The 17,107-nt window shown below is 48.2% G+C and carries 17 protein-coding genes; 8 read left to right on the top strand and 9 right to left on the bottom strand.

Going from position 1 to position 17,107, the window contains the following annotated elements; all coding sequences use genetic code 11:
• Positions 1-4: 4 nt before the first annotated feature.
• Genes BGO59_RS15855 through BGO59_RS15845 form a run of 3 tightly spaced genes read right to left on the bottom strand, consistent with a single transcriptional unit; the run spans position 5 to position 2,699 of the window.
• Entirely contained in the window at positions 5-589 is a 585-nt protein-coding gene (locus BGO59_RS15855) for an LUD domain-containing protein (RefSeq protein ID WP_293684603.1), read from the bottom strand.
• Complete coding sequence (locus tag BGO59_RS15850; RefSeq protein WP_293684602.1) at positions 586-1,962, bottom strand: lactate utilization protein B; 1,377 nt, start codon at positions 1,960-1,962, stop codon at positions 586-588. Before BGO59_RS15850 ends, BGO59_RS15855 begins: the two co-directional genes overlap by 4 nt.
• A gap of 2 nt (positions 1,963-1,964) precedes the next feature.
• Entirely contained in the window at positions 1,965-2,699 is a 735-nt protein-coding gene (locus BGO59_RS15845; protein ID WP_293684601.1) for a (Fe-S)-binding protein, read from the bottom strand.
• A 484-nt stretch (positions 2,700-3,183) separates the two neighbouring features.
• Here BGO59_RS15845 and BGO59_RS15840 point away from each other — a divergent pair, with 484 nt between their 5' ends.
• Positions 3,184-4,281: a GntR family transcriptional regulator gene (locus tag BGO59_RS15840; protein ID WP_293684600.1), complete on the top strand. Its 1,098-nt coding sequence runs from the start codon at positions 3,184-3,186 to the stop codon at positions 4,279-4,281.
• 68 nt (positions 4,282-4,349) lie between these two features.
• Here BGO59_RS15840 and BGO59_RS15835 read toward each other — a convergent pair whose 3' ends face one another.
• The 5 genes from BGO59_RS15835 to BGO59_RS15815 all read right to left on the bottom strand — a co-directional run bounded on the left by BGO59_RS15835 (position 4,350) and on the right by BGO59_RS15815 (position 9,150).
• Positions 4,350-5,270 carry an alpha/beta hydrolase gene (locus BGO59_RS15835; RefSeq protein ID WP_293684599.1) on the bottom strand — a complete coding sequence of 307 codons (921 nt, stop codon included), beginning with the start codon at positions 5,268-5,270 and terminating at the stop codon, positions 4,350-4,352.
• A gap of 96 nt (positions 5,271-5,366) precedes the next feature.
• On the bottom strand, positions 5,367-6,155 hold the full coding sequence (locus BGO59_RS15830) for an NIPSNAP family protein (RefSeq protein ID WP_293684598.1): 789 nt from the start codon (positions 6,153-6,155) through the stop codon (positions 5,367-5,369).
• Between the two features lie 81 nt (positions 6,156-6,236).
• Positions 6,237-6,557 carry a 2Fe-2S iron-sulfur cluster-binding protein gene (locus BGO59_RS15825; protein WP_293684597.1) on the bottom strand — a complete coding sequence of 107 codons (321 nt, stop codon included), beginning with the start codon at positions 6,555-6,557 and terminating at the stop codon, positions 6,237-6,239.
• Positions 6,558-6,613: 56 nt separating this feature from the next.
• Positions 6,614-7,618, bottom strand: a complete 1,005-nt coding sequence (locus BGO59_RS15820; RefSeq protein ID WP_293684596.1) for an NAD(P)/FAD-dependent oxidoreductase — start codon at positions 7,616-7,618, stop codon at positions 6,614-6,616.
• Positions 7,619-7,875: 257 nt separating this feature from the next.
• Positions 7,876-9,150, bottom strand: a complete 1,275-nt coding sequence (locus BGO59_RS15815; RefSeq protein ID WP_293684595.1) for a M20/M25/M40 family metallo-hydrolase — start codon at positions 9,148-9,150, stop codon at positions 7,876-7,878.
• Between the two features lie 341 nt (positions 9,151-9,491).
• Between BGO59_RS15815 and BGO59_RS15810 the strand changes: the two genes are divergently transcribed.
• Positions 9,492-11,033 (top strand): carboxypeptidase, encoded by a 1,542-nt coding sequence (locus tag BGO59_RS15810; RefSeq protein WP_293684594.1) that lies wholly within the window; start codon positions 9,492-9,494, stop codon positions 11,031-11,033.
• A gap of 5 nt (positions 11,034-11,038) precedes the next feature.
• Here the strand turns inward: BGO59_RS15810 and BGO59_RS15805 are convergent, their stop codons facing one another.
• Entirely contained in the window at positions 11,039-12,241 is a 1,203-nt protein-coding gene (locus BGO59_RS15805) for a hypothetical protein (protein WP_293684593.1), read from the bottom strand.
• A 115-nt stretch (positions 12,242-12,356) separates the two neighbouring features.
• Here BGO59_RS15805 and BGO59_RS15800 point away from each other — a divergent pair, with 115 nt between their 5' ends.
• From BGO59_RS15800 to BGO59_RS15775, 6 genes are all read left to right on the top strand, one after another.
• Complete coding sequence (locus BGO59_RS15800) at positions 12,357-12,560, top strand: hypothetical protein (RefSeq protein ID WP_293684592.1); 204 nt, start codon at positions 12,357-12,359, stop codon at positions 12,558-12,560.
• Positions 12,561-12,570: 10 nt separating this feature from the next.
• Positions 12,571-13,719 (top strand): amidohydrolase, encoded by a 1,149-nt coding sequence (locus BGO59_RS15795; protein ID WP_293684591.1) that lies wholly within the window; start codon positions 12,571-12,573, stop codon positions 13,717-13,719.
• 74 nt (positions 13,720-13,793) lie between these two features.
• Positions 13,794-14,891: a serine hydrolase gene (locus tag BGO59_RS15790; protein WP_293684590.1), complete on the top strand. Its 1,098-nt coding sequence runs from the start codon at positions 13,794-13,796 to the stop codon at positions 14,889-14,891.
• 364 nt (positions 14,892-15,255) lie between these two features.
• A complete protein-coding gene (locus BGO59_RS15785; protein ID WP_293684589.1) occupies positions 15,256-15,801 on the top strand; it encodes a carboxymuconolactone decarboxylase family protein in 546 nt (181 codons plus the stop codon).
• Between the two features lie 141 nt (positions 15,802-15,942).
• Positions 15,943-16,392, top strand: a complete 450-nt coding sequence (locus BGO59_RS15780) for a nuclear transport factor 2 family protein (RefSeq protein ID WP_293684669.1) — start codon at positions 15,943-15,945, stop codon at positions 16,390-16,392.
• 47 nt (positions 16,393-16,439) lie between these two features.
• Entirely contained in the window at positions 16,440-17,069 is a 630-nt protein-coding gene (locus BGO59_RS15775) for a pyridoxamine 5'-phosphate oxidase family protein (RefSeq protein ID WP_293684588.1), read from the top strand.
• The last annotated feature ends 38 nt before the right edge of the window (positions 17,070-17,107 follow it).

The following is a 17,107-nucleotide window of genomic DNA, read 5'->3' as shown; positions in this document are numbered from 1 at the left end:
TCTTTTACGGTAACAGATAAACTGTTAGGGAACGGGCACCGTGAGCACCAATCACCAGGCTTTGTTCAATATCGGCCGTTTTAGAAGGCCCGCAGATAAATGTGCCGAAGCCGGTCGTATCGACTTTTAATTGCTTATAGGCATCATGCATGTTGGGCACCAGCGTCGATTGCCGAATCACGATTACCAGGTATTGCGTAATCATAGGGGCTACACGCTGTGGCAGTTGCTGCTCATCGACCCAGATAGCCGCATTTTCGGCAACCGCGATTGGCCCCTCAATAATCGCCAGATTCAAATCGGCCAGTTCGTGCGGGTCCGATACGTCCATCGTTCGGTCGGCCAGGTCAGCCAGTTCGGGGATGGTCGTAGCAACACTTGTCAGATTAGGGTATTGAGCCTGTAAATCAGCCCTGATAGCGGCATAATCAGGCACAACCAGTGCCCTTCCTCCCACAAATGTGAGTACATCGATGAACTGTTTCGTCAGGTCAGGAAAGCTTGAAACAAACGTATACTGCTCAGGCAATGGGCGTAAATCGGGCTGATTGGCCTTAATATTCGCCAGAATTTTTTCGCGGGAGGTCATGCTTTCTTGTTATTGATGTACCAATCGCGGAAGCTCTCGGCGGGAGGTTCGGGCATTTCGCGCTGATTGTACCAGGGATTGAATCGATTTTCGGCCAGTACAGGGGTAAATCGCAATACGCCCCGTCCTATTTTCCCGGCCATCCGGTACAGACTGGGCGACTCAAGCACCGTAGCCATCGCTTTCATGGCTGCGGTTTTGCCACCGGGTCCGTACCCTTCTTTCATTAATACCTGCCGCCATTTGTACAACTGGTCGTGGATATCGATTTTCACCGGACAGACGTTGGAGCAGGAACCACAGAGCGTTGAGGCAAAGGGCAGGTCGGCGTTTAATTTCATGTCCAGATTCGGAGCCAGGATAGACCCGATGGGCCCGGCAATGGCACTGTGATAACTATGCCCGCCCGACCGTCGGTACACTGGACAGGTATTCAGGCAAGCCGCACACCGGATGCACTTCAGCGAATTCCGAAAATCAGGGCGACCAAGCTGCCGACTACGCCCGTTATCGACAATCACAATATGCATTTCCTGGCCGGGCCGGGGGCGGTGAAAATGACTCGAAAAGGTGGTGATTGGTTGTCCGGTGGCTGAGCGTGCCAGCAACCGCAGAAATACGCCCAGATGTTCGGCTCGTGGGATGATCTTCTCAAATCCCATCGCGGCAATGTGTACATCGGCCAGATGCGCGCCCATATCGGCATTTCCCTCGTTGGTGCAGACCACAAACCCACCTGTTTCCGCAATCGCAAAGTTGACTCCCGTAAGGGCCACTTTCCGGGTCAGAAATGTATCGCGCAGGTGTTGACGTGCCGCTTCGGTCAGGTATTGCGGATCCGTAGCGCCTTTTTCAGTGCCAAGGTGTTCATGAAACGTTTCGCCCACATCACTCTTTTTCAGGTGAATAGCGGGCAGTACAATGTGCGAAGGTGGCTCTTTACGCATCTGCACAATGCGCTCGCCTAAGTCGCTGTCGATCACTTCGATACCATGCCGGGTCAGGTAGTCGTTCAGATGACACTCTTCGGTCAGCATCGACTTCGATTTCACCATCCGGGTAACGCCCGCATCCTGAATCAGTTTATGGATAATCGCATTATGCTCATCGGCATTTTCGGCCCAGTGCACGGTAATACCATTCCGTTTAGCATTCTCCTCAAACTGCGCCAGCAGATCGTGCATATTCGACAGCACATGATTTTTGATCTGCGAAGCGGCTTCCCGCAACTGCTCCCATTCGGGTAACTGAGCAGCCGCCCGGTCACGTTTGGTCCGTACAAACCAGAGCGTTTCATCGTGCCAGTCGACCCGAGGCTCATCTTTATTGAACGCAACAGCGGCACTGGCGTGATCTAAATTTAGCTGATTCATGATTATACCGTTGCTGTTAAAATCTCTGCGATGTGTTTGACCTGAACGGCGGAATTAGCCCGCTTCAGAATACCTTCCAGATGCATCAGGCAGGATACATCGACTCCGGTAATGTAGTTGACCCCATGTCGAAGATGGTCGGCTACGCGATCCTTACCCATTTTAGCCGATACGGCTTCTTCCGTTACACAGAATGTTCCACCGAAACCGCAGCACTCATCACGTCGATCCAGTTGCACCAGGTCGAGCCCATCGACCAGATTGAGCAGTTGCGCTGGTTTGGAAAACGGGGGCGCCATCAGTTCCGACATTTGCGCCAGGTGCAATCCACGCTGCCCATGACAACTCTGGTGAAGCCCTACCCGATACGGAAACGTAGCTTTCAGTGAAGAAACCTTCACTACATCCGTCAAAAACTCGGTCAGTTCATAAATACGGGACCGAATAGACGATGCTTCTGATTCGTTCGATGCATGCAGGTGGTGTTTGATATGCAACGTACAACTTCCCGACGGCGAAACGATGTAGTCATAGCCCGAAAAGTTGCGCACAAAATTTTCATTGCAGCCACCCGTCAGATGCTCGTACCCGGAATTGGCCATTGGCTGACCACAACAGGTTTGTTGCAGGGGATAATCAACTTCACAACCAACGTTTTGCAGGAGTTTCAGTGTGGCAATGGCTACTTTCGGGTAAAACTGATCGATGTAGCAGGGGATAAATAAGCCAACTTTCATAGACTGATCTGAACCGTATTTTCAACAAAAATACCGTATGTAACGATGTTGTCTCTCCTGTACTCTCCTTTTATATGACTTTTTTAACAAAGACAACAAACTTAATGCATTGGAGTCGTTTTAAAACGTTTCCTGTACAAACACCCACAGGAATCCGTTACCTTAGCTTGTGTGTCAAAGGCAATCGCGTCGGCATCGTCTAATGCAATGGGCGCAATCGTAGTTAAATACAACTTCTGTACTTTTTAATTCAGAACAAATTGATCCGTTATGAATGCGTTCAAGACAACAAAAACCGTTTTTTTACAACAAAACCATTCCCTTGTGCAAGCTCGGTAACGTTGCCGACAACGTTTGCATAAAAAAAGTCAGATAATTCTTTCTTTATGTCTATTCTTTTTTGGAAGCTTATCCATGCTATTTATGGCCAATTACTGGCAGTCACTTGCCTAAACCACAGAATAATCCATAAACCTTACTTGTTATGGTAGCGAAGGAATCTCCCTCAGCCCAGGCCAGACGGCAGGCATACGACAGCTTTGTCGATATGTATCATAATCCATCGGCACCTGTTTATAAACTTCAGTTTAACCCGAAAGACAAGACCCCAAAGTATAAGCAGATTGTCCAGTCAGTGATTACCGACATCGAACGGGGCGTCCTGAAAAATAACGAGCAGTTGCCTTCCATCAGCGAGTTGAGTGTAGAATACTATCTGGCCCGCGATACCGTCGAAAAAGCCTACCGCGAACTTCGGGAGCAGGGATACATCACATCGGTGCAGGGGAAAGGGTATTACGTGCAGTCGCAAGCGGAACCCAAACTCAAAATCCTGCTCATTTTCAATAAGCTTAGTTCCTATAAGAAGATCATCTATTACGCATTCCTGAAAGCGCTGGGCGACAAAGCGACGGTCGACCTGCAAATTCACCATTACAGTGCCTATCACTTTAAGGAAATTATTGAGAAGAATCTGGGCAAGTACAACTACTACGTGGTGATGCCCCATTTCACGCAGGATCTGGACAAGGCGAACTATATGGAAACGTTGGAATCCATTCCGGCGAATGAATTGATTTTGCTTGATAAGGATGTTCAGGAGCTGACCGAACCCCGGCTGAGTGTTTACCAGAATTTCGACAAAGACATCTGCGAGTCGCTCGAAAACGCCCAGGATCTGCTAATGAAGTACAACCGTCTGGTACTTATCCTACCCGGCGATGGCAACTATCCAACCGAAATTGCGCATGGCTTTCGCTCGTTCTGCGTCAATTACAACAAAGAGTTCGGCATCAAAGAGAATGCCCTACAGGAGAACCTACAGGAAGGCACGGCTTATGTGGTAATTGAAGAAACGGACCTGTCAGAGCTAGTAAAAAAAGTGCGCCAGTCGCCCTATGAACTAGGGCACGAGATTGGTATCATTTCGTTTAATGAGACGACTCTCAAGGAGCTTCTGAATATTACAGTTATCACCACTGACTTCGAAGCCATGGGCTATACAGCGGCTTCCCTCCTGCTCGACAACAAGCGAATCAAGGTAAAAAACCCATTCTACATGATCCGGCGCGGGTCGCTGTGATAAAGAGTGAAAGAGCGAAAGAGTGAAAGAGCGAACATGCTGTCGCAAGTAATTCTTCACTCTTTCACTCATTCGCTCTTTAATCTGAGAAAGTTGCCTAGCACAGTATTGTATTCTTTGGCTGCATTCAGGTACGGGAAATGGCCTTTCTGGTGAAAGGTATGCACCTGGGCGGTTGTGTAATACTGCTTCAACTGAGTTCGAAGCTGGAGTAGAATGAGTGGATCGTTGTCCGATTCCAGAATGAGCAAAGGCACCTTCGTTTGTTTCCCGTCGATGGGCTGAAATTTATCAATTACACACTGGTAACGGGCCAGAAACTGTGCTTTCGACATCCGGCCGTATGTATTTTCGAGCAGTTGTGCCTTCGCCAGTGGATTATTTTCGGAAGCCGGGATAACCTGGTTGACCAGATTACCACGCAGCGCATTCATAACTGCCCATTCGGGCAACCATTTGGCTACGGCTACTTTGGTATGGTTGGCCTCTTCATAGATGTCATTTTTCGGGAATGTATTTCCCAACACAGCTTTTTCGACCCGTTGCGGATAGGTAGCGAGCAAATACTGCGTCAGATAACCTCCCAACGAACTCCCTACTACAATCACTGAATCAATTTTCTCTTTGTCGAGAATCGATATAACGCCTTTACCCAAGTCCGACAGGTTATCAACCGGGGGATATGTCATGCTCACAACCCGATAATCATGGCTAAAGGCGTTCATCTGCTGCCACCAGAAATCGTAGCCGCCCGTCATACCATGCAAAAAGAGAATGGTTTTAGGGCCATTCCCGAGTACCAGATACGTCCAGTCGTAGCCTTGGGTGTGCCTTGTTTTGGTGGGTAGTTTTCGGAAGGCGGTCAGGCCATTGATGGGCTGTTTATCTACGCCATCATACAGTTCGGCAGCATCTTTTTTCGAAACCGGAATCAGGTAGACGATAACAATCAGTACGATGGGAAGCAACCAGCGTAAACGTTTTTTCATGAGCGTTCAGGTTATGCGTAAAAATAATTATCCTACCTGAATATCCATGATTTTACACGTATTCGACTGGTTGCCAAACAATACCACCGATTTCAATTAAATCTCCGAATAGGCAGTTGGGTGGAGCAGGTAAATGTCAGCCCGAAGAAAGTTATGAGCGTATTCGGGTTTTGCATTCAGGGCTTTCCAGCCGGGATCGGCACTGAAGGCTTTCCAATGCGCATCGCGTTCGGTTTTACTCTCAAACGACGTCATGTACATCAGGCTGGGTAATTTACTACCGGCCTTTACCTGTCCGCAAAATACTGTGTTGAATCCGAGCCGCTTGAAAATATCGAGTTCGCCGTTGTTGAACTGCGCAATTTTCGCTTCGTGCAGTTTCTCCGTGGCCGCTTCGTATCGGCGCAATTCGTAAATACGCTCTGCTGGGCCAGCCGTCAATGTCGGGGCAATCAGGCTCGGCATACCCGCAAACGCCTGCATCAAAATCGATTCAAAATTTTTGTAGGCGGGGTTATTGTATTCCGCGTTGATATAATCCTGTGCGTCGGTTGCGTACTGTTTATCTTTGGCGAGCGTTTCCGAAAGGCCCATAAATTGATCGACCGACTTAAACGGAATAAGCACATAAATCAGTGAATCGGCTTCAGTAGCGGACTTAAATACACCTACTTTGCCAATACCCGCCCGATGCAATGCCGGTAAATAAGCCTGTTTGAGGTAACTCTCCAGCCTGTCTTTCTGCGGACTATCTTTCAGGTGGTAGATTTTCAGTTGATAAAATTCGCGTTTGGGCGCAAAACCAAACGTTGATTTGACCTGAACGATGAGTGCAACCAGTAGCCCCGTGAAAAAAATGGCTCTGACGTAACGATTATTAAGCATACAACAAATGAAAAAAAATAGGTTTATGCCTCGTAAAGCAGGAAGCCCGTCAAAACTCATGCATAAAGTTTCATTTGAGAGCTAGTGGTCCTCTCCACGGATGGCGAAAAGGGCTCCTTCCAGCGTTTCATTGACCCGGATCTGGCAGGCCAGCCGACTATCTGATTCAGCGTTGGGTAACGTATCGAGCATATCCAGCTCAGCATCCTGCGCCGGAGGTAGGGCATCGAGCCCTTCGAGCACCTGAACATGACAGGTAGCGCACAAGGCCATACCCCCACACGTTGCCAAAATGTTGTAGTCCGATGCTTTCAGCACTTCCATCAAACTCAGGTTAATACCTTCTGGTATTTCGAGCGCCTGCCGCGTTCCGTCGCGGTCTTCTATTGTGAATGTAATCATCGTATTTCGTAGTCATTCGTTGTCACTTATCGTCTACCACTAAAACGAATAACCATTTAAAAAGTAGGTACACCGTTTACGGTCGTGTATTTGAAACTTAGCTTTTGGTTCGGATACACATACTGGAACGCACTCTGACACATCAACGCGGCCTCGTGAAAACCACAGAGAATCAGTTTGAGCTTACCCGGATAGGTATTGATATCACCAATGGCGTAGATGCGTTCAACATTGGTCGAGTAATCAACCGTATTGACGCTGATAGCCGATTTGTCGATATGCAATCCCCAGTCGGCAATAGGGCCAAGTTTTGGGGTTAAACCGAATAGCGGAATCAGGTGATCAGCAGCCAGTATCTGCACCGACTTATCTTTGGCCGTAACACTCACCTCTTTCAAATGTCCATTGCCCTGTATACTCGTGATGTTCGATTGAAGCAGGAGTTTGATGCGTCCCTGACGAGCCAGTTCAACGACTTTTTCGGCCGAATCGGGCGCTCCCCGAAATGAATCGCTCCGGTGAATGAGCGTAACCTCCTGCGCAATATCGGCCAGAAAGATCGTCCAGTCGAGAGCGGAGTCTCCCCCACCGGCTAGGACTACCCGACGATCGCGAAATAGCTCCGGGTTTTTCACCATGTAGGCAACGCCTTTGCCTTCAAACTGCTCCAGGTTGGTAATTTCGGGTTTGCGTGGTTCAAAACAACCCAATCCACCGGCAATTACAACGACCTGACAATGAACGGCTGTCCCTTCGTTGGTAGTAATCACATACGAGCCATCATCCTGCTTTTCCAGGGACTCTACTCGTTCGCCCAGCGTGAAGCCCGGTTTGAAGGGCGCAATCTGATCCATCAGGTTATCGACCAGCGTTTGCGCTTTTACTTCCGGATAGCCCGGAATATCGTAGATCGGCTTTTGTGGATAGATTTCAGAAAGCTGTCCACCCACCTGTGGCAGCGCATCGATCAGGTGGCAGCGCATTTTTAGTAATCCTGCTTCAAAAACGGCAAACAGACCCACCGGCCCGGCCCCAATAATGCAAATATCTGTCGTTATCATCTCTTTATGAACAAAGTGCAGTCTTGTTTGCGTAACGCGGGTGGGAACCCGCGATATTGATTAAAAATGGCGGGTTCTCACCCGCGTTACGCAAACAGGACATCAGGACAAATGTAGCGGCCCTGTCCCGGTCCTTTGCATGATAAATAGTGATGCCGATAACCAAACGGAATGGTCAGCAAGCCCCAAGTTTATGAGGTCGGAGAAGAGCTTCTCCCGTATTCCTGTGGAGTCAGATTCTTCGATCTGTTATCTTATTAGCGGGTCATACGGTAGATCATCACCGCTGCTCGCTGAATCAGCAATGGAAACTCCTTGCTATTCATGGTCTCTTCGATGCTATGAGCGCCCTTACCCGATGCACCCAACCCATCCAGGCAAGGCATGTATTGAGCCACAAAGGAAATATCCCCCGCGCCACGGGCACCGGGGTCGAAGGCTTCAACCGGGCCAATGCCCATATCCCGACTGATTTTATCGACCTGTTTCCGTAATTCGTCATTAGCAGCGGTCGGCTCCATACCCGGAATACCATCGGTAAAGGAAATCGTTGCTTTGGTCAGGGGCAGGCTTTTGTCTACGATTTCACGCATTTTAGCCCGCGCTTTTTCCTTCTGAGCTTCAGTCAGAAATCGTAAATCTCCTTTCACCAGTGCTGTTCCGGCCACGATGTTCGTTTTACCATCAACAACCGCTTTAGCTGTTTTTTCGTCGTACTTCACCTCGGCTCCACCCACGATCAGGCCGGGGTTAAATGTCAGGTATTGCTCCTGCCCTAATGTCCGTCGAAACTCCGTCAGAATACGGGCGGCCTCATAGATAGCTCCGTAACCCAGATCGCTGAAAATCCGCGATGAATGGCCTGAACGTGCTTTTACGTTCAATGTCCAGCCACTGGCCCCACGACGCCCGGTAGTTACGTAGCGCAAGCCTTGTGCACTTTCGAACCCGAGGGCTACATCACATTGGCGGGCTCGCTCAATAAAATCCCGCCGACTTTCGGGACCACCTGAGCTTTCTTCATCGCCCGTGAAATAAATGGTAATGGATGTATCATCCAGCAATTTCTGTTCGTGCAGAGCTTTCAAAGCGGCAATCACCACCACATCGCCCCCTTTCATATCGTTGACACCCTGCCCAGCTATCGTCGAATCGTTGACCCGCGTATAAGGCTCCATCGGCAGACTCTTTTCAAAAACCGTATCCAGGTGCCCGATCAGGAAAAGCTTTTTGCCTTTTTTCCCCTGCCGGGTAGCCACCAGATGTCCCGCCCGATTCAGCGAGTCGGGTAAGGTAACCCATTCGGTTTTAAACCCCAGCTTATCAAATTCGTCGGACATCAGCTTACCGACCTGCCGAACCCCTTCTTTATTCAGAGTGCCGCTGTTGATGTTGACCACTTTTTCCAGAAATGCTTCGGTTGCGGGCATATTCTTTTTTACAGAGGCAATGATGCTTTGCTCGGGCTTAGAGAGCGACTGGGCCGAAGCCCCAAAACTGGCTAGTACGCAGCACAGGAAGAGTTTTTTCATGGTAGTTTGCTTGGCGAATGGACCAAAATACAGAAAAATAGATGGCTTCGATCATCTCATTTAATTAAATCCAACTTTTACTCTATTCTTTTCCAAAATATCAAAATTTTCTATTGCCTCTCAGAGTACCTATTGCATCGTTAGGTTTTGAGAAACCTAACTTGTCAGATTGAAGAATCTGACAGCACATTATACTCCCTGTTTAGATTTCACCTTAAGCAGTCGCTTTCGAATAAACGCCTAAGCGCCTATTTTAGGGGCATTCTAACTATATTCGGTCAAAAAATAGGATTCAGTCTTACGACAGCGTATCCGCTTCACTCATTACCAATTCCGTACTCATGAAACACTTCTTCCTGCCGTTGCTCATTGCCTTTTCCAGCCTGATACACACCCATGCGCAAAAGCCGACAACGACTGAAACGCCAAAACCCAAAGACGACAAACCAGCCTCCCGTACCCTGAATATCGACTCACAGGTGGTAACCAATGGACAGGTAACCATCAAAGGGCAACGTGTGCCGTACAAAGCCACCGCAGGCACCATTCCCGTTTGGGACGAAGAAGGTAAACCTGTGGCCGGGGTGTTTTTTACGTATTTCGAGCGCTCCGATGTAACTGACCGGGCCAGCCGCCCCCTCGTCATTTCGTTCAACGGAGGCCCCGGTACAGCATCGGTCTGGATGATGATTGGGTATACAGGTCCCCGTATTCTGAAAGTCGATGATGAAGGCTATCCCGTTCAGCCTTATGGTATCAAAGACAACCCTCATTCGATATTGGACGTAGCCGACATTGTATACGTCGATCCGGTCAATACGGGCTTTTCTCGACCCGTCAATAAAGATGTTCCGGCGGCTAAGCTATTCTTTGGCGTTAATGCCGACATCAAATACCTGGCCGACTGGATCAATACCTTCGTGAGTCGGTATAATCGCTGGGCTTCGCCTAAGTACCTGATTGGCGAAAGCTACGGTACTACACGCGTGTCGGGGTTGGCGCTGGAATTGCAGAACGCCCACTGGATGTATCTGAACGGTGTGATTCTGGTTTCGCCCACGAGCCTGGGCATCGAGCGGGATGGACCGGCCCAGGGTGTTTTGAAACTACCCTATTTTACGGCCACAGCCTGGTATCATAAAGCCTTACCTGCCGATTTGCAGAAAAAAGATTTAACTGATCTGCTGCCCGAAGTCGAAACATTCACCATTCAGGAGTACCTGCCTGCACTGGCTCTGGGCGGTTCCATCAGCGACCAGAAACGTAAAGACATTGCCGCTAAAGTGGCCCGTTATTCCGGTTTGTCGGAAACGGCTGTATTACAACAGAATCTGGACGTACCAACGAACTTCTTCTGGAAAGAATTATTACGGGGCCGGGGCCAAACCGTCGGGCGACTGGATTCGCGCTACCTGGGTCTCGATAGCAAGGATGCGGGGGTTAGTCCTGAGTACAATTCCGAACTGACGTCCTGGCTGCACTCATTCACGCCCGCCATCAATATGTTCATGCGCGACGAGTTGAACTACAAAACGGACCTGAAATACTACATGTTTGGCCCTACCTTTCCGTGGGACAATACCAACAATCACACAGGCGAAAATCTGCGTCAGGCCATGAACCAGAATCCGTATCTGCATCTGTTGGTACAGTCGGGCTATTATGACGGAGCCTGTGATTACTTCAATGCCAAATACAGCATGTGGCAAATTGACGCCAGCGGCAAGCTGAAAGACCGGATGGATTGGGAAGGCTACCGGAGCGGCCACATGATGTACCTCCGCAAAGAAGACCTGGCCACCAGCAACGAGAACCTGCGGAAATTCATCCAGAAAAGCATTCCGAAAAATAGTGCTCCCGCCAAGTATTCAGGAAGCCGGTAGGAATATTAAAAGCAGTAAGCCATTAACCCATACATGGAGTTTGTTGGAGAGGAAACGTATAAAGCATTTGCAGTACCGTTACTGCGCTCATATCGTGCTTCCACAGACCACTTGTTCCAATGCAAACCAGCGCTCGCTATAAAACCCAATTCATAATGCCGATCACCTGCGATTGCAAAATCGCTTTTTAATCGAAGTGCAAGCCCATTTGTAAAACCAGCCGTCAAAAATGGACGCACGACATGTTTTTTAGGGGTTTGCCATCGAATAGTGGTAATTAACTTTACATAACCAAGGGCAATCTGAATTGGGTTGTAGACAATAGATGAAGTATTTGAATTATAGAAAGGAGCTGTGGTATTGCCGTGGTAAAACTTGCCTGCTAATTCATTGTAAAACGACCATTGTTGGCGATTACGGGCTAAGGGGATATTGGCAAATATACCTAAGTAGGGATTGATTCCAACGGGGAAGTTTACCTTTAAATCTAAGTACCTATACTGCATTTTCGTTACAGAGAGACCAAAAACCATCCCTATTTCGACTAGGAGAGGCTTTTTAATTGGTTTTATAGATTCTGGTAAGCCATTTTTAGAATGATTATAGGCCACAATAAGCTTTGTAATCGCTGTTTCATCAAAATCAAGTTGTGGAATTTTTGACACAAGGAAGGGATTATTGACCAGTAAACGATTAAGCTGATATTTGAACAATGGTATCTCTTTTACCGTATTTGTTCCATTATATAGATATCGCCGATACACTAAATCCTGCAAAGTATCCGCTTGACTCTGAATCAGTAAGTGCACTCGGCCGGTAGAAGACTTATAACGATAAAGATTGATTGGTCCTGAAACTATCCTTTGGGCTAAAATGGTATCCCGTTCAAAGCGTAGTGTTTCACTATAGCTTAATAAGTTTACATCATTCGAAGAAGTTTCTAACAACGGGGTATGTTGTTCATATAATTCCTGGGTTAGTGGAAAATATACAGCCTTTATTTCTTTTACATTTATGCGAATCTTTTCACCAGATAAGTAGCGAAACGTAATATATGAGGGGGAAGTATCCCATTCTTTATTGAACACTTCTCCTTGTAGTGAATCACTGTTAATTAGCTTAATATGGCCTGATACCCAACCCGTTTGCCCAAATATTTTTGTACATTGGGCTATTATAGCAACAAACAAAACAAAATATTTACACATAATCGTGTAAAAGTATAACTAATCAATACAGAATACAAAATAGTCTGGTGTGATTTTATAAGCCGACTAAACATCAAGCTTAGTAGCATGCAATCTGATATATAAGCTACTTTTAATGAAAAGATTTAAGAAAATAGTAATTGCTGTATTAATGACCATTGTCTGGCTGGTCATGTTTGGGATGGCCATTCCAATGAAGAGCCTAAGAGGTCAGGTCGTGACGGTTGTTATCTGCCTACTAATCAACACGGTATTAGGTGTTTATTACAGTCTGATCGATCATCGACCCACCAGCTTTCGGGAGTGGCTTAAGCACTAATTTCGCAGCTATGTCTACACCCAATACGGATCGGTTCACCCAATTCCGACGCGAATTGCACCAGTTCCCTGAAGTGTCCGGCCAGGAAGTACAGACCCAACAACGCATCAAAACGTTTGTGAGTCAGTTTCATCCAGATGCCCTGCACGACATAGGTGGTACAGGACTGCTTTTGCAATATGGAACTGCCAAAACGGGGGCCGTCACACTCATTCGGGCCGACACCGATGCGCTGCCTATTCAGGAAGTCAATAGATTCGCCCATCGGTCGCAGATTGCGGGCGTTTCGCACAAATGTGGGCACGATGGCCACACGGCTATTCTGGCAAGAGTAGCGGCTTTACTGGATGAAAAGCCCGTTACCAGCGGAGCCGTTTACTTGCTTTTTCAGCCGGCCGAGGAAACCGGGCAGGGTGCTCAGGCCGTAATTAACGATCCCCTTTTTGCAACCATCCAACCCGACCAGGTCTTTGCCCTCCATAATCTGCCGGGCTATGAACAAGGCGTTATTGTCTGCAAATCGGGGCCGTTTACGGCATCGGTGCTTAGTATGATTGTGGCGTTTACCGGGAAGGTTTCTCACTCGGCCGAACCCGAAAAAGGCATCAATCCAGCGTATGTAATGGCGGAATTCATGCTTAAAGCCAGAACGTTGCAAAACCCGGATCCCGCTTCCGATGAGTTTACGCTTATCACACCCGTTCATACGACAATGGGCGAAAAATCATACGGGATTTCAGCGGGGTATGGCGAAGTTCATCTGACCCTTCGGACACGTACGGCTCTTAAAATGGAATGGCTAACGAATCAGTTAGAATCGGTATTGCTAGCCCTAACAGCCGGAAGCGGTATCGACACGCAAACGACTTACACCGAAGCATTCTTTGCCAATGAAAACGACCCGAAAACATTTGAACAGATCAAACAAAGTGCCCACAGGTTAGGCTATCCCTTCCTCGAAAAACAGGAGCCGTTCAAATGGGGCGAAGATTTTGGGTTGTTCACGCAACGTTACAAAGGAGCCATGTTTGGCATCGGAGCGGGTGTAAATTCGCCTGCCCTCCATAACGACGATTATGATTTCAACGACGAACTGATTGAACCAGCCGCGCAGCTTTTTTTTAATCTGATCGAACGAATACATAGAAATCAGGAATAAGCGTCAAAGCACATTTTCCATGATTCATTATCCAGTAACGTTATCTAGTCACGCTTATAACTTCCTCTCATTCTATGAACTTGTCACACAAAAGCCGCTTTGGTGGTTTACTCGCTTTACTTTTCCTGATACAGACCAGTTGGGCCCAAACAGCCAGTTCAGTTCCAGCCGATAGTGTCGATGCCATTGTTCAGAGTCACATGCGAACCAAACACATTCCGGGCATTTCGATTGCGGTGGTTCGGCAGGGAGCAGTCGTCCTGAGCAAAGGGTATGGACTGGCAAATGTCGAACTAAACGTACCCGCTACTCCGCAAAGCGTCTATGCTATCGCGTCGGTCAGTAAACAGTTTATCGCATCGGGCATTCTGATTTTAGCGCAGGAAGGAAAACTCTCGCTCGATGATGACATCCATACCTACTACCCACAGGCTCCACAGACCTGGCAAGGTATCACGTTGCGTCACCTGCTTTCGCATACGTCGGGCATCGTTCGGGAAGCCCCCGCTTTTGACCCCACTAAAATTCAGCCCGATTCGGTAGTCGTTCAATCGGCTTTCCCGTTGCCACTCCAGTTTCCTATTGGCACCAAATGGCAATATTGCAACGTCGGTTATTTTGCGCTGGCCGATATTATTCGCAAAGTATCGGGGCAACCCTGGTCAACGTTTCTGAAAGATCGGATTTTCAAACCGGCTGGTCTGACTGCTACCCGCACGACAACCCTGAGCGAAGTGGTACCGAATCGGGTAGACGGCTATGAGTGGGAAAAAGATCATCTGCACCGCGCTATTCCTTACCGCGCCTTACGCCCGAGCGGGGCCTTTCTGTCGACCGTACTGGATTTAGCCAAATGGGAAGCCGCGCTAGGCACAACGAAAATCCTGACCGAGGCCAGTCAGAAAGAAATGCTGAAGCCCTTCGTCCTGAAAGATGGGACGCCTTACCCGTATGGCCTGGGCTGGCGAGTCGATACGCTGATGGGTACATCCTGGATTCATCATGGAGGTTCACTCCCTGGTTTCCGAACGGAGTACGCCCGTTTTCCACAGGCCGGGCTGGCGGTCATCGTGCTAACCAATAGCGAGCAGGCGCTCCCCGAACAGATCGCCAAAGAAATTGCCACTCTTTACCTGCGTTCCACTTCTGGCAAACTGGTAACTGGCAAATGATACAACACAGATGGTTAGAAGGTGTTTGCGTTCGTGGTGGCAGGTTCTTACAACCTGCCATGTGAGGTTTCTCAAAACCGAACGGTATATCTGGCTCGGTTTTGAGAAACCTCACCAAGGGCAGATTTGAGAATCTTCCCTCACTCTAACTGTGTAAGACGCTGTAAGTTGACGAACTCGAATAACTTCTATGATTTATCTGATTGCTTATGGTCTGCGTATTTAGCAGAAAAAGTGTCCATGTCAATGCGTTGATTCTCCATTCTTTTCGGCTATTGAATACCCCATTTTTGTCTCATCAATCGCAGGTTGCTAATGGGTAGCCTCCGACGATGGACATTTATTCAATACAATAGCAGAAAACATGAAAACATTCGACGTACCAACACGCAGTCAGGTATCAGCCGGCAATCAGGCCATTTTCGACAAATTACAGGCAGGACTGGGTTTTGTACCCAACTTGTATGCCACAATTGCTTATTCAAACAACGCGCTGGAAAGTTACCTTCAGCTTCAGCAGGCAAAATCGTCGCTCAACAAACGAGAGAAAGAAATTATCAATCTGGTTGTTAGCCAGATCAATGGCTGTAACTATTGTCTGGCAGCCCATACTGCGCTGGGTAAGTTAAATGGATTTACGAACGATCAGATACTGGAAGTTCGAGGTGGCTCAGCTTCGTTCAGTTCAAAATACGACGCACTCGCCCGCTTAACCCAGGCCATCACTCAGCAACAAGGTCACCTACATGACGACAGCGTATTGGATGCGTTTTATGCCGCTGGGTATACCGATGAATCGCTCGTGGATGTGATAGTAGCCATTGCGGATAAGATCATTATGAACTACCTACATAACCTAACCAACATTCCCATCGACTTTCCAGCAGCGCCCGAACTGGCAGCTGCCTAGTTGAAACTTCCATTTACCGGGCCAATGATCAATGTAATTGGCTCGGTAATTAACCAATTCAAAACCCAAAATACGATGAACCCGTTTAACGATTTTTTTAATGATGGCCGTCCATTTGCCATCGATGCCTGTGGCGATACTATGTGGGACGATGTACTCAACCAACCGAAGTCCGATCAGGAAAAACGGCCACCTATCCCCCCGTTTACCCTCGAAACAGCCCTTCAGAAAGTACAAATGGCCGAGGATGCCTGGAACACCCGCGACCCCGAAACCGTCAGTTTGGCCTATACGGTCGATACGGAGTGGCGAAACCGAACCGAGTTTATCAACGGCCGGGATGAGGTAAAAGCATTTCTGACCCGCAAATGGGCAAAGGAACTTGACTATAAGCTAAAAAAAGAGTTGTGGGGCTTTCGTGAAAATCGAATGGCTGTCCGCTTTGAATATGAATGGCGCGACACAACTGGTCAGTGGTTCCGAAGCTACGGCAATGAATTGTGGGAGTTTGATGACAACGGTCTGATGCGCAAACGATTTGCCAGTATCAATGATGCACCGATTAACGAAAGTGATCGTAAGCTTCGCTAAGAATTAGCCAATATATTTCGTCAAGCCTTTACACTGAGCAAAATACCATGGCGAAGAACTATGCATCCCTTGCCTTTACCGACAGCGTGCGAAAACTCCAGGAGAAATATGGTAGTCGGGATGCCTATGCCCGCTTCGAAAAGGCGGTGTATGTCGATGGTCTTGGCCGACCAGAAATAAGCTTTATAAGCCAGCGGGACAGTTTTTACCTCGCCACCATCGGCGAAAACGGCTATCCATACATTCAACATCGGGGTGGGCCTGCCGGATTCCTTCATGTGCTTGACTCGCACACGCTCGGACTGGTCGATTTTAAAGGCAATAAGCAGTACATCTCCGTCGGGAATATTCTGACTCATCCGCAGGTGTCGCTTTTCTTAATGGACTATCCCAGACAGACACGGTTAAAAATCTACGCCGAAGCCTCTGTTGTGGAGCTGGCCGACCGACCCGATTTGTTTGCTAAACTGGACCCTGCCCAGTATAAACACACGCCCGAGCGGATGCTGTTGTTTCGGGTCAGCGCCTTCGACTGGAACTGTCCGCAACACATAACGCCCCGGTATACTGAAGCGGACATGCAGGATGTTTTTGCTTCGCAGTCGGCGTATATTGCCAAACTGGAGCAGGAAATCAACACGTTACGGAACGCCTTGAACGATCAAACCACTCCGTAAGAATCGGGGCAGCTATTGCCTGAGCGTGAACGATCTGT

The sequence above is a fragment of the Spirosoma sp. 48-14 genome (assembly GCF_001898575.1).
Lineage (GTDB): Bacteria > Bacteroidota > Bacteroidia > Cytophagales > Spirosomataceae > Spirosoma.
Note: the sequence above shows the minus strand (reverse complement) of the source record. Positions and strands in the feature narration are given on the sequence as shown.

Coding starts and splice junctions, on each gene's coding strand:
- BGO59_RS15810 (WP_293684594.1), top strand. CDS start 9,492: ATGAAACACTTCTTCCTGCCGTTGCTCATTGCCTTTTCCAGCCTGATA.
- BGO59_RS15830 (WP_293684598.1), bottom strand. CDS start 6,155: ATGCTTAATAATCGTTACGTCAGAGCCATTTTTTTCACGGGGCTACTG.
- BGO59_RS15775 (WP_293684588.1), top strand. CDS start 16,440: ATGGCGAAGAACTATGCATCCCTTGCCTTTACCGACAGCGTGCGAAAA.
- BGO59_RS15790 (WP_293684590.1), top strand. CDS start 13,794: ATGAACTTGTCACACAAAAGCCGCTTTGGTGGTTTACTCGCTTTACTT.
- BGO59_RS15805 (WP_293684593.1), bottom strand. CDS start 12,241: ATGTGTAAATATTTTGTTTTGTTTGTTGCTATAATAGCCCAATGTACA.
- BGO59_RS15785 (WP_293684589.1), top strand. CDS start 15,256: ATGAAAACATTCGACGTACCAACACGCAGTCAGGTATCAGCCGGCAAT.
- BGO59_RS15795 (WP_293684591.1), top strand. CDS start 12,571: ATGTCTACACCCAATACGGATCGGTTCACCCAATTCCGACGCGAATTG.
- BGO59_RS15820 (WP_293684596.1), bottom strand. CDS start 7,618: ATGATAACGACAGATATTTGCATTATTGGGGCCGGGCCGGTGGGTCTG.
- BGO59_RS15855 (WP_293684603.1), bottom strand. CDS start 589: ATGACCTCCCGCGAAAAAATTCTGGCGAATATTAAGGCCAATCAGCCC.
- BGO59_RS15780 (WP_293684669.1), top strand. CDS start 15,943: ATGTGGGACGATGTACTCAACCAACCGAAGTCCGATCAGGAAAAACGG.
- BGO59_RS15850 (WP_293684602.1), bottom strand. CDS start 1,962: ATGAATCAGCTAAATTTAGATCACGCCAGTGCCGCTGTTGCGTTCAAT.
- BGO59_RS15815 (WP_293684595.1), bottom strand. CDS start 9,150: ATGAAAAAACTCTTCCTGTGCTGCGTACTAGCCAGTTTTGGGGCTTCG.
- BGO59_RS15845 (WP_293684601.1), bottom strand. CDS start 2,699: ATGAAAGTTGGCTTATTTATCCCCTGCTACATCGATCAGTTTTACCCG.
- BGO59_RS15825 (WP_293684597.1), bottom strand. CDS start 6,557: ATGATTACATTCACAATAGAAGACCGCGACGGAACGCGGCAGGCGCTC.
- BGO59_RS15800 (WP_293684592.1), top strand. CDS start 12,357: ATGAAAAGATTTAAGAAAATAGTAATTGCTGTATTAATGACCATTGTC.
- BGO59_RS15840 (WP_293684600.1), top strand. CDS start 3,184: ATGGTAGCGAAGGAATCTCCCTCAGCCCAGGCCAGACGGCAGGCATAC.
- BGO59_RS15835 (WP_293684599.1), bottom strand. CDS start 5,270: ATGAAAAAACGTTTACGCTGGTTGCTTCCCATCGTACTGATTGTTATC.